The organism is Streptomyces sp. NBC_00442 (assembly GCF_036014195.1).
Lineage (GTDB): Bacteria > Actinomycetota > Actinomycetes > Streptomycetales > Streptomycetaceae > Streptomyces.
Map to the genome: position 1 here is coordinate 5,101,505 of NZ_CP107918.1, position 24,970 is coordinate 5,126,474.

19 protein-coding genes and 2 tRNA genes are annotated in these 24,970 nt (G+C 70.1%); 12 read left to right on the forward strand and 9 right to left on the reverse strand.

All coding sequences use genetic code 11. The features are described 5' to 3' along the window. The first annotated feature begins 77 nt into the window (after nucleotides 1–77). A complete protein-coding gene (locus OG432_RS22770; protein ID WP_328312803.1) occupies nucleotides 78–1,547 on the forward strand; it encodes a M28 family metallopeptidase in 1,470 nt (489 codons plus the stop codon). A gap of 103 nt (nucleotides 1,548–1,650) precedes the next feature. On the opposite strand, the gene OG432_RS22775 is transcribed toward OG432_RS22770, so the two are convergent. After that, nucleotides 1,651–4,977 carry a S8 family serine peptidase gene (locus OG432_RS22775; protein WP_328312804.1) on the reverse strand — a complete coding sequence of 1,109 codons (3,327 nt, stop codon included), beginning with the start codon at nucleotides 4,975–4,977 and terminating at the stop codon, nucleotides 1,651–1,653. A gap of 230 nt (nucleotides 4,978–5,207) precedes the next feature. Here OG432_RS22775 and OG432_RS22780 point away from each other — a divergent pair, with 230 nt between their 5' ends. Then, nucleotides 5,208–5,681 (forward strand): NUDIX hydrolase, encoded by a 474-nt coding sequence (locus tag OG432_RS22780; protein WP_328312805.1) that lies wholly within the window; start codon nucleotides 5,208–5,210, stop codon nucleotides 5,679–5,681. A 66-nt stretch (nucleotides 5,682–5,747) separates the two neighbouring features. On the opposite strand, the gene OG432_RS22785 is transcribed toward OG432_RS22780, so the two are convergent. After that, on the reverse strand, nucleotides 5,748–6,791 hold the full coding sequence (locus OG432_RS22785) for a hypothetical protein (RefSeq protein WP_328312806.1): 1,044 nt from the start codon (nucleotides 6,789–6,791) through the stop codon (nucleotides 5,748–5,750). Nucleotides 6,792–6,928: 137 nt separating this feature from the next. Continuing rightward, nucleotides 6,929–9,508, reverse strand: a complete 2,580-nt coding sequence (gene pepN, locus OG432_RS22790; RefSeq protein ID WP_328312807.1) for an aminopeptidase N — start codon at nucleotides 9,506–9,508, stop codon at nucleotides 6,929–6,931. Between the two features lie 179 nt (nucleotides 9,509–9,687). Between pepN and OG432_RS22795 the strand changes: the two genes are divergently transcribed. Then, a complete protein-coding gene (locus tag OG432_RS22795; protein ID WP_328312808.1) occupies nucleotides 9,688–10,338 on the forward strand; it encodes a DsbA family protein in 651 nt (216 codons plus the stop codon). A 349-nt stretch (nucleotides 10,339–10,687) separates the two neighbouring features. On the opposite strand, the gene OG432_RS22800 is transcribed toward OG432_RS22795, so the two are convergent. The 3 genes from OG432_RS22800 to OG432_RS22810 form a co-directional block, all read right to left on the reverse strand. Then, entirely contained in the window at nucleotides 10,688–11,329 is a 642-nt protein-coding gene (locus tag OG432_RS22800; protein WP_328312809.1) for a superoxide dismutase, read from the reverse strand. A 170-nt stretch (nucleotides 11,330–11,499) separates the two neighbouring features. Next, nucleotides 11,500–12,909 (reverse strand): amino acid permease, encoded by a 1,410-nt coding sequence (locus OG432_RS22805; RefSeq protein WP_328312810.1) that lies wholly within the window; start codon nucleotides 12,907–12,909, stop codon nucleotides 11,500–11,502. Nucleotides 12,910–13,059: 150 nt separating this feature from the next. Continuing rightward, nucleotides 13,060–14,427 (reverse strand): amino acid permease, encoded by a 1,368-nt coding sequence (locus OG432_RS22810; protein WP_328315205.1) that lies wholly within the window; start codon nucleotides 14,425–14,427, stop codon nucleotides 13,060–13,062. Nucleotides 14,428–14,687: 260 nt separating this feature from the next. On the opposite strand from OG432_RS22810, the gene OG432_RS22815 reads away from it, so the two are divergent. Then, nucleotides 14,688–15,275 carry a biotin transporter BioY gene (locus OG432_RS22815; protein WP_328312811.1) on the forward strand — a complete coding sequence of 196 codons (588 nt, stop codon included), beginning with the start codon at nucleotides 14,688–14,690 and terminating at the stop codon, nucleotides 15,273–15,275. Between the two features lie 211 nt (nucleotides 15,276–15,486). Then, nucleotides 15,487–16,098: a Uma2 family endonuclease gene (locus OG432_RS22820; RefSeq protein ID WP_328312812.1), complete on the forward strand. Its 612-nt coding sequence runs from the start codon at nucleotides 15,487–15,489 to the stop codon at nucleotides 16,096–16,098. Between the two features lie 89 nt (nucleotides 16,099–16,187). On the opposite strand, the gene OG432_RS22825 is transcribed toward OG432_RS22820, so the two are convergent. Continuing rightward, the gene (locus OG432_RS22825) at nucleotides 16,188–17,657 is read right to left on the reverse strand and encodes an amino acid permease (RefSeq protein WP_328312813.1); all 1,470 of its coding nucleotides are present in this window, start codon (nucleotides 17,655–17,657) and stop codon (nucleotides 16,188–16,190) included. A gap of 181 nt (nucleotides 17,658–17,838) precedes the next feature. On the opposite strand from OG432_RS22825, the gene OG432_RS22830 reads away from it, so the two are divergent. Together OG432_RS22830 and OG432_RS22835 are read left to right on the forward strand one after the other, a co-directional pair. Continuing rightward, nucleotides 17,839–18,327: a ribose-5-phosphate isomerase gene (locus OG432_RS22830; protein ID WP_328312814.1), complete on the forward strand. Its 489-nt coding sequence runs from the start codon at nucleotides 17,839–17,841 to the stop codon at nucleotides 18,325–18,327. A gap of 9 nt (nucleotides 18,328–18,336) precedes the next feature. Further along, the gene (locus OG432_RS22835; RefSeq protein WP_328312815.1) at nucleotides 18,337–19,146 is read left to right on the forward strand and encodes an Fpg/Nei family DNA glycosylase; all 810 of its coding nucleotides are present in this window, start codon (nucleotides 18,337–18,339) and stop codon (nucleotides 19,144–19,146) included. On the opposite strand, the gene OG432_RS22840 is transcribed toward OG432_RS22835, so the two are convergent. Further along, nucleotides 19,134–20,363 (reverse strand): GNAT family N-acetyltransferase, encoded by a 1,230-nt coding sequence (locus OG432_RS22840; protein ID WP_328312816.1) that lies wholly within the window; start codon nucleotides 20,361–20,363, stop codon nucleotides 19,134–19,136. The genes OG432_RS22835 and OG432_RS22840 overlap by 13 nt on opposite strands. Nucleotides 20,364–20,479: 116 nt before the next feature. Between OG432_RS22840 and OG432_RS22845 the strand changes: the two genes are divergently transcribed. The 3 genes from OG432_RS22845 to OG432_RS22855 all read left to right on the forward strand — a co-directional run bounded on the left by OG432_RS22845 (nucleotide 20,480) and on the right by OG432_RS22855 (nucleotide 22,636). Then, the gene (locus OG432_RS22845; protein ID WP_328312817.1) at nucleotides 20,480–21,625 is read left to right on the forward strand and encodes a PP2C family protein-serine/threonine phosphatase; all 1,146 of its coding nucleotides are present in this window, start codon (nucleotides 20,480–20,482) and stop codon (nucleotides 21,623–21,625) included. 304 nt (nucleotides 21,626–21,929) lie between these two features. Then, the gene (locus OG432_RS22850; RefSeq protein WP_267053209.1) at nucleotides 21,930–22,124 is read left to right on the forward strand and encodes a hypothetical protein; all 195 of its coding nucleotides are present in this window, start codon (nucleotides 21,930–21,932) and stop codon (nucleotides 22,122–22,124) included. A 206-nt stretch (nucleotides 22,125–22,330) separates the two neighbouring features. Then, the gene (locus tag OG432_RS22855) at nucleotides 22,331–22,636 is read left to right on the forward strand and encodes a hypothetical protein (RefSeq protein WP_328312818.1); all 306 of its coding nucleotides are present in this window, start codon (nucleotides 22,331–22,333) and stop codon (nucleotides 22,634–22,636) included. A gap of 199 nt (nucleotides 22,637–22,835) precedes the next feature. Here OG432_RS22855 and OG432_RS22860 read toward each other — a convergent pair. Further along, nucleotides 22,836–22,906: transfer RNA gene (locus OG432_RS22860), tRNA-Gly, on the reverse strand. A gap of 161 nt (nucleotides 22,907–23,067) precedes the next feature. On the opposite strand from OG432_RS22860, the gene OG432_RS22865 reads away from it, so the two are divergent. Both OG432_RS22865 and tig read left to right on the forward strand, forming a co-directional pair. Further along, nucleotides 23,068–23,144: transfer RNA gene (locus OG432_RS22865), tRNA-Pro, on the forward strand. Between the two features lie 198 nt (nucleotides 23,145–23,342). Next, nucleotides 23,343–24,731 (forward strand): trigger factor, encoded by a 1,389-nt coding sequence (gene tig, locus OG432_RS22870; RefSeq protein WP_328312819.1) that lies wholly within the window; start codon nucleotides 23,343–23,345, stop codon nucleotides 24,729–24,731. The last annotated feature ends 239 nt before the right edge of the window (nucleotides 24,732–24,970 follow it).

The window sequence follows — 24,970 nt, forward strand, 5'->3', positions numbered from 1 at the left end:
GGCCGTTTTTGCTGGCTACGGTCCTGGCAAGCCGGTCGATCATCGGCGACACCGCACCGCATTCCGGAGGATTTCCCGTGTCCGTATCCCGCCGCAGCCGGGCCATAGCCGCCCTCGCCGCCGCCCCCGTGCTGCTGTCCCTCGCGACACCGGCCGCCGCCCGGCCCGGACACGATCCGCATCTCGCGAGAAAGCTGGTCAAGGAGGCGTCCGGACAGAGCGCCTACCGCCACCTGGAGGCCCTCCAGAAGATCGCCGACGCCAACGGCGGCAACCGCGCCGCGGGCACCCCCGGCTACGACGCCTCGGCCGCCTATGTGTACGGGCAGCTGAAGCGGGCCGGGTACGACGTCTCGTACCAGGACTTCACGTTCTACGAGTCGAGGACGCTGCGCGAGAAGCTGACCCTGGACGGCCCCGGCGGGCGCCAACTGCCCACCGCGGCATTCCAGTTCAGCAAGGCCACCCCCGCCGGCGGGCTCACCGCGGAGGTGAAGGCGGCCCGCGTCGACGACACCCCGGGCTGCTCGCCCGACGACTACGCCTCGGGCTCCTTCACGGGCAAGATCGCTCTGGTCAAGCGCGGCAGCTGCACCTTCAAGGAGAAGGAGGCCGTCGCCGCGCAGGCGGGCGCGGCCGGTGTCCTCCTCTACAACCACTCCGGGACGGACCCGGTGCACGGCACGGTCGAGGCGCCGCAGAACGCGCACATCCCGGCCGCCGGGATCTCGCTGGCCGACGGCGAGGCCCTCGCCGGGCAGCTCGCCAGGGGCCCGGTGAAGGTCACCCTGGACGTGGCCACCGAATCCGTCGCCAAGAAGACCCGCAACGTGATCGCCGAGACCCGCACCGGCAACCCCGACAGCGTGGTCGCGCTCGGCAGCCACCTCGACTCGGTGCCCGCGGGACCCGGCATCAACGACAACGGCTCCGGCTCGGCCGGTCTGCTCGAAGTGGCGCTCAAGCTCGCCGATGAGACCAAGCAGACCCGCAAGCATCCCAAGGCGCTCCCCAACAAGGTGCGCTTCGCCTGGTGGTCGGGCGAGGAGCTCGGCCTGCTCGGCTCGGACCACTATGTGAAGAGCCTCACCGACGCGCAGGAGAAGCAGATCAAGCTGTATCTGAACTTCGACATGATCGGCTCGCCCAACGCCGCCCAGCTCGTCTACGACGGCGACGACTCCGACAAGAAGGGCGCGGGCCCGGGACCGGCCGGATCGGCCGGGATCGAAGGCCTGATCAACACCTACCTCGACCGGCGGGGCGTCCCGCACGAGGGCTACGACTTCGACGGCCGCTCCGACTACGGCCCCTTCATCGAGGTCGGCATCCCGGCGGGCGGCACCTACACCGGCGCCGAGGAGATCAAGACGCCCGAGCAGGCGAAGAAGTGGGGCGGCACGGCCGGCGAGGCCTTCGACCCCAACTACCACGCGAAGGGCGACACCCTGAAGAACATCGACAAGAAGTACTTCGACCTCAACATCGACGTCATCGCGTACGCGGTCGGCACGTACGCCTACGACCTGGGCTCGCTCAAGGACTGACCGGGCGCACTGGAAACCGGCGTACGGAAAAGGCGGCGTACGGAAAAGGCGGGGCGGGTGCTCGTGATGAGCGCCCGCCCCGCCGTCGTTCCCGCCGGGTCCGTTACTGCGTGACCTTCCCGATGATCACGTTGCCGGTGCCCGCCGCGGTGCCGCGCTCGTTCAGGAGCTGCACGGTGCCGAAGAACTGGCGTCCCTCGGGAGCCGCGCCCGCCGCGACGACATCCGCCGTGACCTGCGCCGAAGCGCCGCCGGCGAGCTTGACGGTCGTGCTCTCGTCGACCTTGACGGTGCCGAGCGAGGGCGCGAAGTACACGTCCTTGTAGGCGTACGTCGTCGACCCGGCCGGAACCGAGTAGCCGGCGACCTGGATCGTGTACGTGCCCGCGGCCGGCTTGGCCAGGCTGACGGCCTCGTCGGCGCTGCTCGTCGCGGCCTGCGCGACGACCTTGCCGCTCTGGTCGAAGACGTACAGGTCGAGGTCGGCGCCCGCGTCCGAGGTGGAGCCGATGGAGACGTCCAGGTGCTCGACGCCCGCGCCGATGGTGACCGTGCTGGTCTGCGTCTCACCGGTCTTGATGGTGGGGGTCGCGACCTTCGCCGAGCCCAGCGAGCCGCCCTTCAGCTTGCCGTCCAGAGCGGCGAAGTTGTTGGTGACCTTCCACTGCACGGGAGCCGCGGTGCCGGCCTTCGCCTCGGGCACCGTCTGGGTGGCCGGGTCGAAGGTGACGCCGAGCGCCGAGACGTCCAGCTTGAAGGAGTTGTCCAGGTACGGCGACGTACGGCGCGCCTCGACCTCGATCTCCCAGACGCCGGCCTGCGGGTTGGCGTACGACCGCAGGTCGGGACGGCAGGTGTTGGCCGGGTTGTCGTAGTTCGGGTAGCAGTTCGGCGTCGCCGTCGTGTCCAGGGCCACACCGTAGGGGTGGATGGAGATGAAGCGGGTCTGGCTGCCCGAGCGCAGCGCGCTCATGCGGACCTCCAGGTTCTTCGCGCCCGCCGGGACGGTCACGAAGTACGACTTGGTCGAGTTGCGCTGCACCGTCGAGGACGCCGAGAAGGTGTAGCCGGGGCCCGCGACCGGGGTCGAGACGACGACCGTGGCCATGATCTGCTGGTCGACGCCGACCGTCTTGGCGTCGTCGGCCTGGAGGATCGCGCTGTGCACGCCGCCGGACGTCGGCCGCGCCTGCACCTTGACGGTGACGGGCTTGCCGAGCGGCAGGCTCACCTCCTTCGCGCCGAGGATCGTGAACGTGCCGTCGTCGTTCTTCAGCGACAGCTTGTGCTTGACGTTCGCGTCCGGGCCCGTGGTGCGGGTGATCGTGACGTCGTACGTCTTCTTCTGGCCCGCCTTCAGGCCGCTCTCGCGGTCGTAGATGCCGGTGCCGACGTTCGGGGTCTTCAGCGCGAAGCCGAGCGCGCTGGAGACCGGCGCGGTGACCGTGTACTCGTGCGCGGGGGCGTGCTTCTTCGCGGTCTGCTTGACCGCGTCCCAGGCGCCCACGATGTTGATGAGGCCCGCGCCCTCGGCGTAGGACTGGGTGTTCTTGATGTGCTTGGCCGTCGACGTCAGCGCGGTGCGCAGATCGGCCGGAGGCAGGTCGATGCCCTGCTGCTTGGCGGCCGAGATGAGCAGCGCCGATGCGCCGGTCGCCTGCGGGGAGGCCATCGAGGTGCCCTGGAGCATCGAGTAGCCGGCCGGCAGGCTGTAGCCCGCCTCCTTGACCGGGCTGCCGGGCAGCCAGGTCTCGGTGGAGTTGATGGCCGCGCCCGGGGCGGTCAGGGTCGGCGTGAAGCCGCCGTCCTCACGCGGGCCGCGCGAGGAGAACGGCATCATCTGGTAGTCCGTGGAGACGCCGGAGCCGTAGTTGGCGGCCCAGGTGTCCTTGGAGATGCTCGCGCCGACGGAGATGACGTGGTCGGCGAGGCCGGGGTCGCCGATGGTGTTGACGCCCGGACCGTCGTTGCCGGCCGAGATGACCAGCTGGACGCCGTAGGTGTCGATGAGGCGCTTGTAGAGCTCGGCGCGCGCGTTGTTGCCGTCGTTGAGCGCCGGCAGCCCGCCGATCGACATGTTCACGATGTCGACGTGACGGTTGGTGACGAGGTCGATCATGCCCTCGGTCAGCGCGATGTTGGTGCAGCCGCCGTCCCAGTTGCAGGCACGCGAGGAGACGATCTTCGCGCCGGGCGCGGCACCGCTCATCTTGCCGCCGAACAGGCCGTTCGCGGCGGTGATGCCCGCGACGTGGGTGCCGTGCTCGGACTCGATGACGCCGATGTTGACGTAGTCCGAGGTGTGCCCGGCCGCGTCGTACACGACGTTCTTGCGGATCTCCACGGTGAACGGCACCCGCTCGACGACGTCGGTCGCCGGGTTGTCGGTACCGAAGTAGCCGATCTGGTAGCCGTCCTTGTACGGCTTCATCGGGGCGTCGTCCGAGAAGTCGTTGTTGTTGTTCAGGTCGACGCGGACCGTGCCGGCGGCCGGGTCGTAGAGCACGCCCCAGCTGTCGGTGGTGTCGCCGTCCCGGTTCAGGTCGCCGGCCGCGTCGCCGCCCTTGGTGACCTTCTCGGCGAAGGTGGAGAAGTCGTAGGAGCCCGCCGGGGCCGTCCACGTCTTGCCGCCGGCGGTGAACGTCGGCCCGGAGACGGCGGTGTTGGCGCGCAGCCAGGTGCCGTCGTTGTCCTGCACCGGGTCGGTCGAGGTGACCCAGTCGACGATCTTGCGTTCGCCGGTGGTGGTCTTCTGGAGCGCGGGGTGACCGAGGTCGACACCCGAGTCGAGGACGCCGATCGTGACCCCGCGGCCGTCCGCCGTGGGGTGCTGCTTGACGAAGTCGACCGCGCCCGTCTCGAAGTTCGGGTTGTACGGGTTCTTCGCGGGCGTGTTCTTGCCCGGCGCCGGGTAGCCGTTCGAGGTCCGCAGCTGCTTCGCGGACGTGGCGGTGTCGCCCGACGGCGTCGGGTCGTCCAGCTGAATGTCCTGCTTGAGGTCGATGCCGTGCACCGAGGGCAGCTTCGCGGCCGCCTTCAGGGCGGCTTCGGCCTTCGCGGTCGGCAGGGTCGCGCGGACGTAGCCGAGCTTGTCGTCCTGCTTGCCCACGGTCGCCCCCGCGACCGAGTGCAGCTGGCCCGAGACGGCGGCGGTGCCGCCCGGGGCGGTCGCCACCATGACGGTGACGCTCTTGTCGCCCTTGGCCTGCGCCTCGGCGAGACGCTGCTCGTCGGCCTTGCCGAGCTTGTCGTCGGCGGTCTTGGCCGGAGCGGTCTTCACCGGGGGCGCGGTCGTCGGGTCGCTTCCGCCGGTGGCGGCGAAGGCCGGGGCCGCGCCCGCCGTGACGAGCGCGGCCACCAGGCCGGCCGCCGCCGCTATTCGGGCCGTGCGTCTCGCCCCGGGTGCGGGGCGCGGGGATTCAGTGGTCATTCAGCATCCCTGTGAAGTGGGTAAGGGTCCGGCTTGTGAAAGACGGTTCGTATTTCGGTGCCGGATGACCGCTGAGCATTGCGTATATGACTGTTGTTTGTGGAGAGTTGACCGTTACGTGATGTGAACATGGCACATTCCCGCCAGGGTGCGCACCCCGCCACGACACCCCCGCGAACCCGTTCGCACAGAGACCGCCACCCGCGCGCACCGACCCGTAATCTCACCCAATGAACACGGAGTTGCGGGTGGCGGCCTACGCCATATGCGTACGGGAAACGGACGGCGTCCACGAGCTCCTGCTCGCGCGCTGGGTGGCCAGGGACGGCACCAAGCGGTGGACGCTGCCGGGCGGCGGCATGGACCACGGCGAGGACCCCCTGGAGACCGTGGTGCGCGAGCTCGACGAGGAGACGGGCTACGCCGTCGAACCGGTCCGGCTGCTCGGCATCGACTCCATCAACCGGCGCTATCCGCGCAAGCTCGGCCGCTTCGCCGACTTCCAGGGGCTGCGCATCGTGTACGAGGGCCGGATCACCGGGGGCGAACTCCGCCACGAGACCAACGGGTCCACCGACCTGGCCGCCTGGCACCCCCTGGAGCGCGTCGAAGACCTTGAACGCGTCGAACTCGTCGACGTGGGGCTTGAGTTGTGGCGCACCAGACCTCCTACGGGCAAGGCGCACCACCAGGCCGCGGACTGAGCCGGGCCTTCCGGTCGCCGGCGGCGGGCCGTTCCCCTCCCGAAGGCCCGCCGCCCGCGACCGGCGTCAGCGCGGCAGGACCACCACATAGGCGGCGGGCTCCCGTTCGGCGGACGCCATCAGGGCGGTGCGCACCACCGTGGCCTGCTGCTCAAGGGCCTCGCGGAGCTTCTTCGGCGTGATGTGTACGACGGTGATCCCGAGCCGCTCAAGGGCCTCGCGCTTACGGCTGCACTCCGACCACAGCGCGGCTTCCTCCTCACCGCCCTGCCGCGGCGCCCGGGTGTCCAGTTCGAGCGCCACCCCCTGCTCGGGCCAGTACGCGTCGAGGCCGCCCAGGTGCGGGCCGCCCGGCAGTCGCAGGTCCACGTTCCACAGCGGGGCGGGCAGGCCGAACCCGCTCACCATGGCGTACAGCCGGTCCTCGGCGATGGAGCGGCCCTCGGCGAGCAGCGCGTCCACCGCGTCCACCACATGGGCCCGGGTCAGCAGGCGCGCCTGCGTCAACTCCCGTACGACCGCAGCCGGTTCGGTGTGGCCGCAGCGCACCGCCTCGGTGAGCAGCCGGCGTACGGACTCGGCGTCGTCCAGGACCGCGACCGCGTCGGCGAGCGCCCGAGGCACCGGCGCCACCGGCACCCCCGCGATCATCTCCGCGCCGGGCATCGCCTGGGCCCGCACCAGCTGGACGCAGCCTGTGGAGCGCAGCCGCCGGGTGCGCGGCACCAGGATGTCGATCCGGTCGAGGGAGAGCAGGGGGGGAGCACAGGAGAACCGGTGCAGCGCGAGCGCCGCGAGCCCCGTCACGATCGCCGCCGGCGGCTCGGAGTGGGCCTGGCCCTGTGCCGGAATGGACTTGGCGCGCCCGGAGGCCGGCCAGCCCGCGTACAGCAGCGCCGCGTGGAGGCGCTCCTCGCTGGTGGCGGGCCCCGGATGCAGGACGTACACGCCCGGCAGAAGCTGCTGCCAGGGGCCGCCGGGCCGGCACTGGGCGGCGGCGCGCGCGGCCGAAACCCCGTGGGCGCGCAGCTGGTTGGCGGAGAGCACGCGCCGCTGGACGTCGGTGAGGTGGCTCAGGGGGCGGGGGGAGAGCGGGGTGTTGTGGTTCATGCCGCAGGGTTTTCCGCACCCGGACCGCCGGCTAACCGCTGTTACAAGCCCGTCGACAAATCCGGACAACCCCGTCCTAAAGTACGGGCGTTCGAGTGCCGATCAGGGGGCCCGGCGACCGGGCCCCCGAACGGGCGTCAGCGGGCGGCGGCCGCCGCGTCGCAGACCTGGCCGCGCAGGGTGCGCGCCAGGTCGTCGCGGGCTTCGAGAACGAGCCGGCGCAGCGCCGGAGCGGCGCCCTCGTGCGCGGCGAGCCACGCGTCGGTCGCCTCCAGCGTGGCCTCGTCGCCCTGGAGCCCGGGGAACAGGCCCTTCACGATGTCCATCCCGATCTGGATCGAACGCTCGGCCCAGACCCGCTCGATCACCTCGAAGTACCGCGCGGCGTACGGAGCGGTCAGCTCGCGCTGCGAGGGCTGGCCGAACCCCGAAATCGTCGCCTCCACCAGCGCGTTGGACAGCTGGTCCGACTCCACGACCTGCGCCCAGGCCTGCGCCTTGACCGCCGCCGAGGGGCGCGCGGCCAGGCAGCGCACGTGGTGGCGCTTGCCGGACGCGGTGTCGTCGCGGGCCAGCTCGGCGTCGATGGCGCTCTCGTCGACGACACCGTGCGCGGCCAGCGGTTCCAGGAGCGCCCAGCGCAGCTCCTGGTCCACCTCAAGACCGTCGATCTTCGCCGAACCGGCGAGCAGCCCCTGGAGGAGCTGGAAGTCGGAGCCGGAGGTGGCGCTCGCGGCGAAGAAGCGGGCCCAGGTGAGCTGGTGCTCGCTGCCCGGCTCGGCGAGGCGCAGCTCGTGCAGGGCGCCCGCGGACAGCAGCGGCCCGCCCTCGGCGCGCCAGGACGGCGCCGCGTAGTGCACGACCGCCGACCGGGCCCAGGAGTGCAGCATCTGGAGCACGCCGATGTCCGACTCGCGGCCCGCGTGCGCGAGGACCAGCGCGACGAAGTCACGCGCCGGCATGAGCCCGTCCCGCGTCAGGTTCCACAGCGCCGACCAGCACAGGGCGCGCGCCAGGGGGTCGGTCATGTCGCCGAGGTGGGCGCGGAGCGTGGTGAGCGAGCCCTCGTCGAAGCGGATCTTGCAGTAGGTCAGGTCGTCGTCGTTGACCAGGACGAGGTCGGGGCGCTCGGCCCCGGCCAGCTCGGTGATCACGGTGCGCGGGCCCTCGACGTCGGCCTCGGCGCGGGCGTACCGCACCAGCGCGCCCGCCTCGTTGCGGTACAGGCCCACCGCGACCCGGTGCGGACGCAGCTCCGGGTGCGAGGCGGCCGCCTCCTGCACCACGGCGAGCTCCGTGATCCGGTCCCCGGCGTCATAAGTGGCCACCGGTGTAAGGGAGTTGACGCCCGCCGTCTGAAGCCAGGAGCGCGACCAGGTCGCCATGTCGCGCCCGGAGACCTCTTCGAGGACCGAGAGCAGGTCGCCGAGGCGGGTGTTGCCGTAGGCGTGCCGCTTGAAGTAGCGCCGGGCGCCTTCGAGGAAGTCCTCCCGGCCGACGTAGGCCACGAGCTGCTTGAGCACCGAGGCGCCCTTGGCGTACGTGATCCCGTCGAAGTTGAGCTTGGCGTCCTCCAGGTCACGGATGTCGGCCGTGATCGGGTGCGTGGACGGCAGCTGGTCGGCCCGGTAGGCCCACGCCTTGCGGCCGTTGGCGAACGTCACCCAGCTGTTGGTGAAACGGGTGGCCTCGGCCAGCGAGAACGAGCCCATGAAGTCGGCGAAGGACTCCTTCAGCCACAGGTCGTCCCACCACACCATGGTGACCAGGTCGCCGAACCACATGTGCGCCATCTCGTGCAGGATGACGTTGGCCCGGCGCTCGTAGGAGGCCCGGGTCACCTTGCCGCGGTAGATGTACTCCTCGCGGAAGGTCACCAGGCCCGGGTTCTCCATCGCGCCCAGGTTGTACTCCGGCACGAACGCCTGGTCGTACTTCCCGAACGGGTAGGGGAAGTCGAAGTTGTCGTGGAAGAAGTCCAGGCCCTGCTTGGTGACCAGGAAGATGTCGTCCGCGTCGAAGTGCTTGGCGAGACCCTTGCGGCACATCGCGCCGAGCGGGATCTCCAGCGTGCTGCCGTCGTCGAAGGCGCGCGTGTAGGAGTCGGTCACGTAGTGGTACGGGCCCGCGACCACGCAGGTGATGTACGTCGAGATCGGCTCGGTCGCGGCGAAGCGCCACACACGGTCGGCCTCCTGGCCGCCCGCGCCGTTGGACCACACCGTCCAGCCCTCGGGGGCCTGTGCCTCGAAGGTGAACCGGGCCTTGAGGTCGGGCTGCTCGAAGTTGGCGAACACCCGGCGCGAGTCGGCGGGCTCGTACTGCGTGTAGAGGTAGACCTCGCCGTCCTCGGGGTCGACGAAGCGGTGCATGCCCTCGCCGGTGCGGCTGTAGGCGCACTGCGCGTCCACGACGAGGACGTTGTCGGCGGCCAGGTCGTCCAGGGCGATCCGGTTGCCGTCGAACACCTTGGCCGGGTCGAGCACGCGGCCGTTGAGTGTCACCGACGTCACCGACGGGGCGATGAGGTCGGCGAACGTCGACGCGCCGGGGCGGGCCGAGCGGAAGCGGATCGTGGTCAGGGACCGGAACGTGCGGGGCCCGTCCGGGGCGTCCCCGACCGCGGACCGCAGGTCGAGAGAGACGTCGTAGCCCTCGACGGACAGCAGCTCGGCCCGCTCACGGGCCTCGTCGCGGGACAGATTCTCACCGGGCACGGGCACTCCTTTGTGTCTCGTTCGAACGGCTTCGATCCTCCCATGCCGGGCAGGCGGCGGCCGAGCGGAAAGAAGACCGGCCGAACGGGGCCGGGGCGGAATGCTTTCGGCGGGTGCCGGTGTTCGCCCGTACAGAGGTCTGTTTGGCCCGCCCTTGCCGCAGTTGCCCGAGGAGAGACATGTCCGAGACCGCCAAGACCCCCGTCGACTTCTGGTTCGACCCGCTGTGCCCCTGGGCCTGGATGACCTCGCGCTGGATGCTGGAGGTCGAGAAGGTCCGCGACGTCGAGGTGCACTGGCACGTGATGAGCCTCGCCGTCCTGAACGAGGACCGCCTCGACGACCTGCCCGCCGAGTACGCCGAGAACATGCGGCCCGGCGGCAAGGCGTGGGGCCCCGTGCGCGTGGTCGCCGCGGCGCGCGAGCTGCACGGCGACGACGTCGTCGGCCCGCTCTACACCGCGCTCGGCACCCGCTTCCACAACGAGGGCCTCGGCGTGACCCGCGAGGCCGTCGCCGCCGCGCTCAAGGACGTGGACCTGCCCGCGGACCTCATCGACTACATCGACCGGGACACCTACGACACCCAGCTGCGTGCCTCGCACAAGAAGGGCATCGAGATGGTCGGCCAGGACGTGGGCACGCCGGTCATCGCGGTGCCGGGCGCCGACGGCGAGCAGATCGCCTTCTTCGGCCCCGTCGTCACCCCCGCCCCCCAGGGCGAGGCCGCGGCCAAGCTCTGGGACGGCACGCTGCTCGTCGCCGCGACGCCGGGTTTCTACGAGATCAAGCGCAGCCGCACGGTGGGCCCGGACTTCAGCAACCTCTGACCGGCAGCCGGGGTTCCTGGGGCTCCGCCCCAGACCCCGGTTCGCGCCTGAAGGGCGCTCGTCCTCAAGCTCCCTCAAGGCCTCAAGGGCCAGGGGGCACCCCCATGACGGGCTGACTATGCCCGTGCGGGGGCCGGTACCGAGTGGGCCAGGGGGCGCGAGGAACTGCGTGCTCAGCCGTGCACGGTCCGCAGCCGGGGTTCCTGGGGATGCGCCCAGGAGCCGTGCGCGGCCGGCCCCCGCGAGTCACGTCCTCGCGGGGGCCGGCCGTTTCCATCCGCCCGCACGTGAAGGTTGAGAAGACGATCACGAGCAGGACGCCGGGTCGCGCCGAGAGCGGCGCGCGGTGCTACGGGGCCAGGATCAGGTTGTTGCCGGCCTGCTTGGCGGCGACGTAACGCCGCGCCACGTCCTGCCAGTTGACGACCCGCCACATGGCCTCGATGAAGTCGACCTTCTGGTTCTTGTACTGGAGATAGAAGGCGTGCTCCCAGGCGTCGAAGACCAGGACCGGCGTCGAGCCCTGCCCCACGTTGCCCTGGTGGTCGTAGATCTGCTCGACCACGAGGCGACCGCTGACCGGCTCGTAGGCGAGGACGCCCCAGCCCGAACCCTGCGTCGTCGCCGCGGCCTTGGTCAGCTGGGCCTTGAACTTGGCGAAGGAACCGAAGGAGTCGGCGATGGCGTCGGCCAGCTCGCCGGTGCCGTCCTTCTCCAGGGGCTCGCCGCCGCCGTCGCCCGTCATGTTGTGCCAGTAGATCGAGTGCAGGATGTGGCCGGAGAGGTGGAACGCGAGGTTCTTCTCCAGGCCGTTGATCGAGCCCCAGGCGTCCTTGTCGCGCGCCTCCGCGAGCTGCTCAAGGGTGTCGTTCGCGCCCTTCACGTACGCCGCGTGGTGCTTGTCGTGGTGCAGCTCGATGATCTCCGGACTGATGACGGGTTCGAGCGCCGCGTAGTCGTACGGAAGTTCAGGAAGCGTGTAAATGGCCATGTCCGAGCCCTCCGACTGCTCACTGCAAATGCTTATTGCAATTGATGTGCAAGTGCACGCTACCAGCAGCAATGCGGGTTCGCAGGTAAGGGTGACCTCAGCGAAAAGCCCTGCGTCCCCGGGCGTAGGGCCCGGGGACGCAGGACAGTTGGCAGAGGAACGGCGCGTGGTCAGGCGTCGATCGGCGTCCGCGGCGACGTGCGCTGGCGGATGTAACCGACGATCGCGAGCACCAGCGTGAGGCCACCGGTGTAGTACAGCTGGACGCGCGTGCCGTCCTCGCGGGCCATCAGGACGAAGACCACGGCCATGCCGAGCAGCGCGATCCAGGTGAGCCACGGGTACAGCCACATCTTCACGACGAGCTTCTCCGGGGCCTCGCGCTCGGTGCGGCGGCGCAGCAGCAACTGCGAGGCGGCGATGAAGAACCAGACGACCAGGATGATCGCGCCGATCGTGTTCAGGAGCCACTGGAAGATGTCGTTGGGGCGCCAGTAACTGAGCAGCACGCACACGAAGCCGAACACGGAGGAGGTGAGGACCGCGACGCGCGGCACCCCGCCGGAGATCTTCCCGAGCACCTTCGGTCCCTGGCCGCGCGAGACGAGCGAACCGGCCATGCGGGACGCACCGTAGATGTTGGCGTTCATCGCCGAGAGCAGGGCGACCAGGATCACGACGTTCATGATGTCGCCGGCGTGCGGGATGCCGAGCCGGTCGAGGGTCGCGACGTAGGGGCCCTTGCCGACGATGTCCTTGCCGGTCCACGGCAGCAGCGTCACGACGACCGCCATCGAGCCGACGTAGAAGATCGCGATCCGCCACATCGCGGTGCGCACGGCCTTCGCGACGCCCTGGACGGGGTGTTCGGACTCGGCCGCGGCGATCGTGACCGTCTCCAGGCCGCCGTACGCGAAGACGGAGGCGAGCAGTCCGACGATGAGGCCCTCGCTGCCGTTGGGCATGAACCCGCCGTGGCCGGTGAGGTTGGTCAGGCCCGGGGCGCTCGTGTCCGGCAGCACGCCGACGATCGCGAGGACGCCGATGGCCAGGAACAGGACGATCGCGCCGATCTTCAGCGCGGCGAACCAGAACTCGAACTCGCCGAAGTTCTTCACGGCCGCCAGATTGGTGCCGCAGAACACCAGCATGAACACGGCGACCAGGGCCCACTCCGGGACGCCCGGCAGCCAGCCGTGCACGATGCCCGCGGCGCCGATGCCTTCGAGGCCGACGGCCACGCACAGCAGGAACCAGAAGGCCCAGCCCGCGGTGAACCCCGCCCACGGCCCCATCGCCCGCTCGGCGTGGACCGAGAAGGACCCGGACGCGGGATTGGCCGCCGACATCTCGCCCAGCATGCGCATGACGAGCATGACCAGGGCGCCCGATATCGCGTAAGCGAGAACGATCGACGGTCCGGCCGCGGCGATCGCCGTGCCGGAACCGACGAAGAGACCCGCGCCGATGACGCCGCCGAGGGCGATCATCGAGAGGTGGCGCTGCTTGAGGCCGTGCGTGAGGGGAGAGTCGGTCTTCTGCCGGCTGTCGTCCTGCACGGGCGCGGTTGTCCGAGACATGGGCATGCCCTGTTCAGTAGCTGATCCACCGGGGCGGCGGCACGGGCCCACAGTCTCAGGGCGGCCCCGCTCAGAGGGAACACCCGACCGCTATGCGGACACTCGACTCACACAGAGTGAAGGGCCCCGTGCGTTTTGTTTACGCCAGCTTCACACGCGGCGCGTGCGCAACTCCCGTACCCCTGCCACCGCGAGAACCACCGCGGTCGCCCCCGCCGACCACAGCACCTGCGGACGGGCCGAGGCGTCGAACAGCATCAGGACGAGCACCGCGGCCATCGCGGCGAGCGCCGCCCAGGTGAGGTAGGGGAAGGCCCACATCCTCAGCGTCAGCGTCTCGGGCGCCTCGCGTTCGATGCGGCGGCGCAGCCGCAGCTGCGACAGGGCGATCAGCGCCCACACGAACAGGAGCACCGCGCCCACCGCGTTGAGCATGTAGAGGAACACCGAGTCCGGCCACTTCAGGTTCAGCAGGACCGAGACGAACCCGAAGGCCACCGACGCGAGCACCGCACGGCGCGGCACCCCGCCGCCCGCCACCTTCAGCAGGCCCTTGGGCGCCTCGCCCCGCTCGGCCAGCGAGAAGATCATGCGCGAGGAGCCGTACAGGTTGGCGTTCAGGGCGGACAGCAGTGCCACGAACACCACGATGTTCATGATCCGGCCGGCCGAGGGGATGCCGATCGAGTCCAGGACCGCCACGTACGGGCTCCGGCCCGGCGTCATCGACGTCCACGGCAGCAGCGTCACGATGACCAGCATCGAGCCCACGTAGAAGAAGAGGATGCGCCACACCGCGCTGCGCACCGCGCGCCCGACCGCCCGCACCGGGTCGTCGGACTCGGCGGCGGCGATCGTGACGACCTCAAGACCGCCGAAGGCGAAGATCACCGCGAGCACCCCGGAGACCACCCCGCTCACCCCGGCGGGCAGGAAGCCGCCCTGCCCGGTCAGGTTGGACAGGCCCACCGCCGACGTGTCGGGCAGCACTCCGAAGATCGCGAGAAGCCCGAGCGCCAGGAACGCGACGATCGCGAAGATCTTCAGAGCGGCGAACCAGAACTCGAACTCGCCGAAGTTCTTCACCGAGGCCAGATTGGCGGCCGTGAACACCACCATGAAGATCAGCACCCAGGCCCACTGCGGCACCCCCGGCGCCCACCCGTTCGCGATCTTCGCGGCGCCGGTGGCCTCCACGGCGAGCACGACGACCAGCAGGAACCAGTAGAGCCAGCCCACGCTGAACCCCGCCCAGCGGCCCAGCGCCCGCTCCGCGTGCACCGAGAACGAACCCGACGCCGGCATCGCGGCCGACATCTCGCCCAGCATCCGCATCACCAGCATCGCGATGGCACCCGCGATCAGATACGACACGATGATGCCGGGCCCGGCCACCGCGATACCGGCGCCCGACCCCACGAAGAGCCCCGCGCCGATCACCCCGCCGAGGCCGAGCATGGTCAGATGGCGCTGCTTCAGCCCGTGCGAGAGGGGTTCGGCGGGCAGGGGATCGTGCATGGCGCTCGTCACGTTCGGTTTATGGGGAACCTACAGTCTCGCCCAGCAGTGCCTCCTGGCGCAAAAGGGGCAGTCGGCCCCACAGTCGTAGTGACGCGGGTCACGCCGTCCGGCGCCCGAACCCCCTCCTTTGTCCGGACCCGACCAAGGCTCCAACACCCGCTTTGTGGGCGGCTGCTGGTGATCCAGCGAGATTCCGTGGGCTAACGTCACCGTGTCCCCAGCACGTCCCGCTGTCCCCACCACCTGCCGGAGTTCCGATGAGCACTGCGTCCGCCGCCGCCCCCCGTACCGGATCGGTCCTCGCCGACCTGCTGCCCTCCTCCCGCACCCGGGACGTCGCGCTCGTCGTCGGCGGCGCCGCGCTGACCGGACTCGCAGCCCAGATCGCCGTGCAGGTCCCGGGCTCGCCCGTCCCGGTCACCGGCCAGACCTTCGCCGCGCTGCTCGTCGGCGCGGGCCTCGGCGCCGGCCGCGGCTTCCTCTCGCTCGCGCTGTACGCCCTGGTCGGCATGGCCGGCATGCCGTGGTTCGCGAGCGGCACCTCGGGCGCGGGCGGCGCCTCGTTCGGCTACGTACTCGGCATGCTGCTCGCCTCCACCGTGGTCGGCGCCCTCGCCCGGCGCGGCGCCGACCGCTCGGTGCCGCGCACCGCGGGCACGATGGTGCTCGGCTCGGCGATCATCTACGCGGTGGGCGTGCCCTACCTCGCCGCCTCCACCGGCATGTCCCTGACCGCCGCGGTCGCGGCCGGCCTCACCCCGTTCCTGATCGGCGACGCGCTGAAGGCCGCCCTGGCGATGGGCCTGCTCCCGGCCGCGTGGAAGCTGCTCGGCCGCCGCGGCTGAACCCCGCCACGCACCACACCGAAGAAGAAGGGCCCGGCTCGCGCCGGGCCCTTCGTGTTCCGCCCCCTGTGCGCAGGAAGGATCCTCCGCTCCCCGAACGGGTGAACGTCTCCCATGGCCGTGGCGGAGGGGCCATTACCTCCACCACGCTCCTGCTCGGGGCCGCCCACCGGGCGTAGCCTGACACCAGCGACGAGGGAGGAACGCCAGCATGAGCGCCGACCCCATCACCGAGCCGGTGAACGAGGCACAGGACCCCATCGACCTGTTGATCGAGTTCGAGAAGGCTTCCAAAGAGCCGATTCGGGCCGAGTACGTCGAGGGAATGGTGATTGTGCCGCCTCAGCCCGACCACAACCACAACCGCGCGGCTTACAAGCTGTGCGTTCAGCTCACCATGGCCGGGTGGGAACACGCCGGCATCGGCAACGGCTACCGCACCGGTGTGACGGCCGAGAAGACGCTGAGCCTGCTCGTCCCCGACTTCTACGTCATGCGGCGCGAACCGAGCGATCTGGACGAGGCGTACCGCAGGACCAACCGGGGCTGGTACCCGATCGAGCTGCTGCACCTCGCGGGTGAGGTCACCTCGACCAATCACGAGACCGACACCGGGCCCAAATACCGCAGTTACGCCGCCGCCGGGGTCCCGCTGTACGTGATCGTGCATCGCTACGAACGCAAGGTGTACGTCCACTCCGAGCCGGTGCCGGACAAGAAGCAGCCCACCAAGAGCCACTACCGGACGACGACGGTCACCGAGCTCGGCGGCACGTTCCCGCTGCCCGCCCCGTACCCGGCCCTGGACACCTCACGCCTGTAGCCCCGGCAGCACGGCGGACCGACCCCCCTGCCGGGAGGACCGGTCCGCGCGACGCCGGGGCGGGAGACGCGGCGCGCCGCCCGTGACGGCTATGCCACCGTGACGTCGTCCTTCGTGCCGCCGTAGGCGGGGGCGCGCCGGGCGAGGACCTTCTGCTTCACCAGAGCGATCACGATGACGATCGCCGCGACGAGCAGGGAGAGCAGCACCTGCTCGCGCCCCGACTTGTCGAACAGCATGTAGACGAGGACGAAGGAGATCATTCCGATCGTCAGCCAGGTGAGATAGGGGAAGCCCCACATCTTCACCGTCAGCTTCTCGGGCTGTTCGCGCAGGATGATCCCGCGCATCCGCAGCTGGGTGCAGCAGATCACCAGCCACACGAACAGGGCGACCGCGCCCGAGGAGTTCAGGAGGAACGCGAAGACGGTGTCCGGCCACTTGTAGTTGAAGAAGACCGCCACGAAGCCGAAGACGACCGACGACAGGATCGCGATCTGCGGCACGCCCCGCTTGTTGGTGCGGGCGAAGGCCTTCGGCGCGTCACCGCGCTCACCGAGCGAGAACGCCATCCGGGACGCCGTGTAGAGGCCGGAGTTGAGGCAGGACAGGACCGCCGTCAGGACGATCACGTTCATGATCTGGTCGGCGTGCGGGATGCCGATCGTCTTCAGGGCGGCGACGTACGAGCCGTCCGCGACGATCGAGGGGTCGCTCCACTTCAGGAGCGTGAGCACCACGAAGATCGAACCGAGGTAGAAGACCGCGATCCGCCAGATCACGCTGTTGGTCGCCTTCGTCACGGCCCGGCGCGGGTTCTCGGACTCGCCGGCCGCCAGGGTGACGATCTCGGAGCCCATGAACGAGAACACGACCATCAGCACACCGGTGAGGATGGCGCCGTAGCCCTTGGGGAAGAACCCGCCCGCGTCACTGAGGTGAGCGAAGCCGGCCCCCGGATTGTCGGAGCCCGGCAGCACGCCGAAGACGGCGAGCAGCCCGACGATCACGAAGGCGCCGATCGCGACGACCTTGATCCCCGCGAACCAGAACTCGAACTCGCCGTAGGAGGAGACCGAGGCCAGGTTGCTCGCGGTCAGGACCAGCATCACTATCAGCGCCCAGCCCCACTGCGGGACCCCCGGCACCCAGTCGTGCAGGATCTTGGCGCCGGCCGTGCCCTCGACCGCGAGGACCACGACCCAGAAGAACCAGTAGAGCCAGCCGATCGAGAACCCGGCCCAGCGGCCGAGCGCGCGGTCCGCGTACGCGGAGAACGAGCCCGACGAGGGGCGCGCGGCGGCCATCTCGCCCAGCATCCGCATCACGAAGACGACCATCACGCCGACGAGCGCGTACGAGAGCAGAATGGCGGGCCCGGCCGCGGCGATGCCGGAGCCTGAGCCCACGAACAGGCCGGCGCCGATCACGCCACCGATGGCGATCATGGACAGATGACGGTTCTTGAGGCCGGCCTTCAGGCCGCTGTCGGGAACCTGCGAATCCCCGGGTTCACCGGGCACGCGGTCTTCCTTCGCAAGGGACGGTTGCGAGGTCATGGACGCTTCCTTAAGTCTTCGGAGCACTCGGGTTGCGAGCCCGGGTATTCAAACCTGGACCGCTTCGGGACGGAAGGCCTGAATCCGGATCGTTAGACGGGGCCGAAGGTCCCCGGCGACCGGGACCATGGACTCCACCCCGCTCAGCCCTGCCCAGCGCCGCGCATGCCACACTCGGTACATGCGCGTGTACCTCGGCTCCGACCATGCCGGCTTCGAACTCAAGAACCACCTCGTCGAGTGGCTCACCGCCCACGGGCACGAGCCCGTGGACTGCGGTCCGCACATCTACGACGCCCAGGACGACTACCCGCCGTTCTGCCTGCGCGCCGCCGAGAAGACGGCCGCGGACCCGGACGCCCTCGGCATCGTGATCGGCGGCTCCGGCAACGGCGAGCAGATCGCCGCCAACAAGGTCAAGGGCGTCCGCGCCGCACTGGCCTGGAGCGAGCAGACCGCGGCGCTCGGCCGCGAGCACAACGACGCCAACGTGATCTCCATCGGCGGCCGGATGCACACCGAGGAGGAGGCGACCAAGTTCGTCGAGATCTTCCTCGCCACCCCGTACTCGGGCGAGGCCCGGCACACCCGCCGCATCGAGATGCTCACCGCGTACGAGACCACCGGCAAGCTCCCCGAGATCCCGGCCCACCACCCACAGCAGGGCTGAGCGCGGCCCATGCCCGAGGGCCACACCATCCACCGCCTGGCCGCCGACCACGACCTGAGGTTCGGCGGCCGGCCGCTGCGCGCGTCCAGCCCCCAGGGCAAGTTCTCGGACGGCGCGGCCCTGGTCGACGGCCAGGTCCTGGAAGGCGCCGAAGCCCACGGCAAGCACCTCTTCCTCGGCTTCGGCCCCTCGGGCTGGGTCCACATCCACCTCGGCCTGTTCGGCAAGTACGGCTTCGGCGACGCCCCCGCCCCGCCGCCGACCGACACCGTCCGGCTGCGCCTGCTGAACGACACCGGCTACGCCGATCTGCGCGGGCCCACGACCTGCGCCCTGATCACCGACGGCGAGAAGCAGGCGATACACGACCGTCTCGGCCCGGACCCGCTGCGGCCCGACGACACCGGCGACAAGGCCTGGCAGCGGATCTCGAAGAGCCGCACCACCATCGCCGCCCTGCTCATGGACCAGAAGATCATCGCGGGCGTCGGCAACGTCTACCGCGCCGAAGTCCTCTTCCGGCACGGCATCGACCCCTACCGGCCCGGCAAGGACCTCACCCGCGCCGCATGGGACACCATCTGGGCCGACCTGGTGGAGCTGATGCGCGAAGGCGTCCGGCTCAACCGCATCGACACCGTCCGCCCCGAGCACACCCCCGAGGCCATGGGCCGCCCGCCGCGCGTGGACGACCACGGCGGCGAGGTGTACGTCTACCGCAGGGCCAACATGCCCTGCCACCTCTGCGGCGCCGAGATCCGCACCGCCGGCCTCGCCGCCCGCAATCTGTTCTGGTGCCCCCGCTGTCAGAAGCCGTGAGGCAGCCACGGCGCGAGCGCGCTGCCGAACGCCGTCGAGGCCTCGGCGAGCGCCCCGGGCCGAAGCTCGCGCACCCGGCCCGCCCCCGCCAGTGAGGCGAGCGTGACGCCACCGAGGTAGGCCGCGCCCAACTCCCGTACGGACAGGGCGAGTTCGGCCGTGTCCTCGGTCCGCACGCAGGTCGCCCCCTTCGCGTCGCCGGTCAGCCGCCAGCGGCCCGCGTTCCACGGACAGAACGCGTCCTCGACCTCCAGGACCACATCCACGGGCGCCGCGTACGTCCGCGCCTCCAGGGCCGCGCCCACCTCGACCAGGCGTACGTGCAGCGAGTCCCGCAGCCGGATCCCGCAGCGGCGCACATCGGACACCAGGTGCTGGAAGGGGTCGTCGACCGGCCGGGTCTTCATCTTCAGGGTGCTCGTCAGATCGATCTCGAACAGATAGCGCCACAGTGTCGCGGCCACCGCCGGATCCTCGGCCTCCAGATCCTTCAGCATCACCGTGCCCTTCACACCCCCCGGCTCCGCCTCCATGGCAACCCGGTAGCGGGCGTACCCGGCCAGCTCGCCGTCGCGCTCGGCGAGGACGCACTGCAGCGGGGAGCCGCCGTCCCGATAGGACTCCGGGTCGATCGTGTTCAGCCGGTCCCAGCCCGGAATGCGGGCCAGCATGCCCGGCCGGCGCGGCACCAGGCGCGCGTACAGCTCCTCGCAGCGGGCCAGCGACTCGTCGACCTTCGCGTACCGCAGGCTCACCTCTTCGGCGCCGGGCGGCAGCTCGATGCGGACCCGGGCCGTGTCGATCTCGGCGGACAGGCTCATCGAGCCGATGCCGTACCCGAACCGCCCGTAGATCGCGGGCTCCGACGCGGTCAGGACGGCCAGCGCCTCGCCCCGCTCGCGCAGGTCGTCGAGCTGGCGCCGCATCATCGACGTGAGGATGCCGCGCCGGCGGTGTGTGCCCATGACACCGACCGCCGTCACGCCCGCGGCGGGCACCACGGCGCCGCCCGGCACGCTCAGACGGAACGGGAAGGTGCTGGTGGCGGCCACGCACGTCGAGCCGTCCCACACGGCGATCGAGCGCTCGGGATCGATCAGCTTGCGCCACCAGCCGGCCTCTTCGGGGTCGTCCGGGATCCCGCCGAAGGCGACCACGAGGGCGCCGTACCACTCATCCCACTCGGCCCGGTCCAGCACGCGCAGTTCGATCGTCATATGCCATGCCTAACAGGGACGCGCCTCACGGGCGACCGAATTTCAGGCTGCCCGTCCGGGTCGCGCGTCAGGGGCCACCTGCGCGCGACGCCACCGGCTGGATAGGGTCCTCGGCAATGGCACGTGCGATGAGAGCGGACTCGTTCAGCGCCCGGTGGCGCAAGGCGCTGCACCGGGTCCGCACCGCGGTGCGCAGATCGGGCGTCGACTACTTCCGCGGCGACGGCTCCGACTGGATCGCCCTGGCCGGGCTGCTCCTCACCATCCCCGCGATCACCTGCGCCACCCTGTTCGCCCCGGTGTGGTGCGCGCCCTCCGCCCTCGTCCTGCCGATCGTGGCGGGCGGCCTCCTGCTGCGACCCGCCAACCTGCTCGGCCTGTACGCGGCCGCCGCGACCGCCCTGATCGTGGAGTCGGTACGGCTCGGCCCGTACAGCGCGGGGCCCTCCCGGGTCACCCCGGGCATCGTCCTCGTCGTAGCGGCGTGCGGCCTGTTCGGGCTGCTCATCGCCCAGTTCAGGGCGCGGGTCGGGGTGCCCTGGCGGCGCGGCGGAACCATGCTCTTCGACCTGCGCGAACGCATCCGGGTGCAGAGCGCGCTGCCCCAGCTCCCCAAGGGCTGGCACCGCGAGATGGCGCTGCGCCCCGCGGGCGGCCAGTCCTTCTCCGGCGACTTCGTCGTCGCCGCGCGCACCGGCGGAGGCCGCACCCTGGAGATCGTCCTCACCGACGTGTCCGGCAAGGGCATGGACGCGGGATCGCGCGCCCTGCTGCTCTCGGGCGCCTTCGGCGGCCTGCTCGGCTCGCTGCCCCCGCACGCCTTCCTGCCCGCCGCCAACGGCTATCTGCTCCGCCAGGACTGGGACGAGGGCTTCGCCACCGCGATCCACCTCGTGCTCGACCTCGACTCCGGCGACTACGAACTCCTCTCCGCGGGACACCCCCCGGCGCTCCAGCTCCACGCGGGCTCCGGCCGCTGGCAGGAACAGGCCGCCGAGGGGCCCCTGCTCGGCGTCTACGACGGCGCGGAATTCCACCCCTCCAAGGGCTCCCTCGCCCCCGGCGACGTCCTCATGCTGTTCACGGACGGCCTGGTGGAAACCTCGGAACGCGACATCAGCGAAGGCATCGACCGCCTCACCGGCGAGGCCGACCGCTACGTCTCCACGGGCTTCGGCGGCGCGGCCTGGCATCTGATCGAGGCGGTGGCCAAGGACGTCAACGACGACCGGGCGCTGCTCCTGATCCGGCGGGACGCCTGACGCCGGCCGGCGACACCCCTTGCCCCTGGCCGGATCCCGCCGAACTGCCGTGCCAGGTGAGGTAATTGACGCTCGCCGTGACGCAACGGCCGCACGGGGCGCGGGAGTCGTACGCCGGGCGCATCCGGCCGCCGAAAGCGCCCCGCTAAGGCCCGGTTGGCCTGATCCGTCCGATCCATGGCGTTGGCGATGTGTCACCGGGGAACAACCACAGGGGTGTTGGTGGCACGATAGTCACCGTGGGGGTGTGGGCGGCATGCTCCCGGGCCGGCAAGGCGGACCGACCAAGGGTGTGTGATCAGTTGTGGCCATCTCACTGTCAGTGGTGCTGTTGTTGGCGGTCGTCCTCGTGGTGCTGATCCGCGGCGGCTCCATGAAGGCCGGCCCGGCCATCGTGGCGATACTTTTCGGCTTCTTCCTGGCCTCGACGGGCATGGCCCCCTCGATCCAGCACTTCCTCGACTCGATAGCTCAGTCGATCAACCAGATCAAGTTCTAGCCCACCAGGAAGAGCCGGTCTCCGCGTCACGCGGCCACCGGCTCCGACCTGCTGATTGCTGCTTCGAGCGGGCGACGGGAATCGAATCCGCGTAGCCGGTCCGGAAGATCTCCGTCGCTGTCGTGGTGCATCGGTGCTGCCGGTTCGCTCGCTCGGCCATTCCGGCCATGCCGGTCGTCCCGTGATGCAGACCGAGTTGGAGAACCATGCCGCGCTACATCCGCGTCAAGATCGTCACGCCCGAGGAAGAAGCTCGGGAGCGAAGGGCCGGCCTGTACGTGGCTCTGACGTCGGCAACCTGGGTCGTTCAGGCCGGGGGAACCATCTCCTTGTCCTTCGCTCTCAAGGATCAGCGCATGGGGGCGGCCGTTGTTGCGGCGCTATGTGCCGTCCTTGGTGCCTGGGGGATGGTGTACGTGGATGCCAAGGGGTTCCGCCGCCCGTTCCGGACGTGGCGATTCTTGACCAGCGCGTTGCTCTCGATCGTCCTGGGCTGCGTCATCGGCATGTAGGCGTCCCAAGCCAACGCCACCACACGCGAATTGATGACCGGCCCGGTCCCAGCTCGACCCGTGCGGCACGCCGGCCGAAGGGGCACGTGGCGTGCACAGGGGGCTGCACGTGGCGTACACGGGGGACTGGACGGGCTCCGGAACCGTCGAAGGCCCAGGAAGAGGGAAATGACCTCTCACCTGGGCCTTCGACGTGAAGAGCGGGCGACGGGAATCGAACCCGCGTAGCTAGTTTGGAAGACTAGGGCTCTACCATTGAGCTACGCCCGCAAGCACCGCGCCGCAGGTCATGGCGACCGCGGCACGTAGAGCATCGTAGCGGGTCTCCCCCCGCCCGCGCACACCGCGCCCCGGTGACCGCCGTGGGCCGGGGCGCCGGACAAAGCGAACGACGCGCTCCCCGCGGCCATGTACCCTACGTCTCGCACCGACGGGGTGTGGCGCAGCTTGGTAGCGCGTCCGCTTTGGGAGCGGAAGGCCGTGGGTTCAAATCCCGCCACCCCGACCACATAGCCGGCGTCCGATCGCCGTGTTCCGCGCCCATCGAGCGCACATCAAGATCGCATTGTGGGTGGCATCCCGCTTGCGGTTACTATGCAAGCTGCGTGCCCGTGTGTCTGATGAATCCGATGTACCGGGCCCCATCCGCTCCAGACCGTCGGTCTGCGGCAGAACCCCAAGAAGTCAGCCACAAGGAGACCGAACCGTGAAGAGCGCCGTGGAGACCCTGAACCCGACTCGGGTTCGGCTCACTGTCGAGGTGCCCTTCGAGGAGCTCAAGGACAGCCTCGACGCGGCGTACAAGAAGATCAACCAGCAGGTCACGGTCAAGGGCTTCCGTAAGGGCAAGATCCCGGCCCGAGTGATCGACCAGCGGTTCGGTCGTGGCGCCGTGCTCGAAGAGGCCGTCAATGACGCGCTTCCGAAGTTCTACACCGAGGCGATCAACGAGGCGGAGCTCAACCCGCTGGGTCAGCCCGAGGTCGACATCACCGAGCTGAAGGACGGCGAGACGCTGAACTTCACCGCGGAGGTCGACATCCGCCCGACCATCGAGATCCCGGACTACTCCGGCATCGAGGTCACCGTCGACGCCGTCGAGGTCAGCGACGAGGACGTCGAGAAGTCCGTGGAGCAGCTCCGCGACCGCTTCGCCTCGACCTCCCCCGTCGAGCGTGCCGCCGAGGACGGCGACGTCGTGACGATCGACCTGCAGGCCAAGGTCGACGGCGAGGTCCTGGAGGACGGCGTGGCCGAGGGTGTCTCGTACACCATCGGTTCCGGCGAGCTCCTCGAAGGCATCGACGAGGCCGTGAAGGGCCTGGAGGCCGGTGGCGAGGCCACCTTCACCTCCGAGCTCAAGGGCGGCTCGGCCGAGGGCAAGGAGGCCGAGGTCACCGTCAAGGTCACCCAGGTCGCCGCCCGTGAACTGCCCGCCCTGGACGACGACTTCGCGCAGCTCGCGTCGGAGTTCGACACCCTGGACGAGCTCAAGGCCGACAGCCGCAAGCGCCTCGAGAACATGAAGCAGTACGACCAGGCCACCCAGGCCCAGGAGCGCGTCCTCGACGAGCTCCTGAAGCTGGCCGAGGTCCCGATCCCCGAGAAGCTCCTCGCGGACGAGATCCAGACCCGCAAGCACAACCTCGAGCACCACCAGCTCGGCCAGATGGGCATCGACCTCGCCAAGTACCTGGAGATCCAGGGCAAGACCGAGGAAGAGTTCACCGCCGAGACCGAGGAGCAGGCGGTCAAGGGCATCAAGACGCAGTTCATCCTGGACGAGCTCGTCAACAAGGAGAAGCTGAACGTCAACCAGGAGGAGCTCACCGAGCACCTCATGCGGCGCGCGCAGTCCTCCGGCATGTCCCCCGACCAGTTCGCCCAGGCCGTCGTCGAGGGTGGCCAGGTCCCGATGCTCGTCGGCGAGGTCGCCCGCGGCAAGGCGCTCGCCGTCGTCGTCGAGGCCGCCAAGGTCACCGACACCAACGGTGAGGTCGTCGACCTCGAGGACGACGCCGAGGACGAGGCCGCGGAGGCCGCCGCCGACGCCGAGCCCGCCGAGGCCGAGGCCGCGGAGAAGACCGAGGCCTGAGCCTCGTCACGACCCGCGCAAGGGCCCGTACGCAAGCGCGTACGGGCCCTTGTCCGTAGCCGATTGAGCTTCAACCACCTTGCGCTCCGAGCGAACAGTTCGGGAACCGGGATGGCGTTGTCCCACCTGCGCGTTAGGGTCCATGAATACGAGGGTGGTGGAGTCTGGCGAGCCGGAGTCCGCGCCCCCGGAACGAAGACGCTGAGACGGCCGAAGCCGTCAGAGACGAGCAGGTGGAT

Coding starts and splice junctions, on each gene's coding strand:
- OG432_RS22805 (WP_328312810.1), bottom strand. CDS start 12,909: ATGTCTCGGACAACCGCGCCCGTGCAGGACGACAGCCGGCAGAAGACC.
- OG432_RS22785 (WP_328312806.1), bottom strand. CDS start 6,791: ATGAACCACAACACCCCGCTCTCCCCCCGCCCCCTGAGCCACCTCACC.
- OG432_RS22825 (WP_328312813.1), bottom strand. CDS start 17,657: ATGACCTCGCAACCGTCCCTTGCGAAGGAAGACCGCGTGCCCGGTGAA.
- OG432_RS22845 (WP_328312817.1), top strand. CDS start 20,480: ATGGCACGTGCGATGAGAGCGGACTCGTTCAGCGCCCGGTGGCGCAAG.
- OG432_RS22840 (WP_328312816.1), bottom strand. CDS start 20,363: ATGACGATCGAACTGCGCGTGCTGGACCGGGCCGAGTGGGATGAGTGG.
- OG432_RS22810 (WP_328315205.1), bottom strand. CDS start 14,427: ATGCACGATCCCCTGCCCGCCGAACCCCTCTCGCACGGGCTGAAGCAG.
- OG432_RS22820 (WP_328312812.1), top strand. CDS start 15,487: ATGAGCGCCGACCCCATCACCGAGCCGGTGAACGAGGCACAGGACCCC.
- OG432_RS22830 (WP_328312814.1), top strand. CDS start 17,839: ATGCGCGTGTACCTCGGCTCCGACCATGCCGGCTTCGAACTCAAGAAC.
- OG432_RS22800 (WP_328312809.1), bottom strand. CDS start 11,329: ATGGCCATTTACACGCTTCCTGAACTTCCGTACGACTACGCGGCGCTC.
- OG432_RS22835 (WP_328312815.1), top strand. CDS start 18,337: ATGCCCGAGGGCCACACCATCCACCGCCTGGCCGCCGACCACGACCTG.
- OG432_RS22795 (WP_328312808.1), top strand. CDS start 9,688: ATGTCCGAGACCGCCAAGACCCCCGTCGACTTCTGGTTCGACCCGCTG.
- OG432_RS22780 (WP_328312805.1), top strand. CDS start 5,208: ATGAACACGGAGTTGCGGGTGGCGGCCTACGCCATATGCGTACGGGAA.
- OG432_RS22775 (WP_328312804.1), bottom strand. CDS start 4,977: ATGACCACTGAATCCCCGCGCCCCGCACCCGGGGCGAGACGCACGGCC.
- OG432_RS22855 (WP_328312818.1), top strand. CDS start 22,331: ATGCCGCGCTACATCCGCGTCAAGATCGTCACGCCCGAGGAAGAAGCT.
- OG432_RS22815 (WP_328312811.1), top strand. CDS start 14,688: ATGAGCACTGCGTCCGCCGCCGCCCCCCGTACCGGATCGGTCCTCGCC.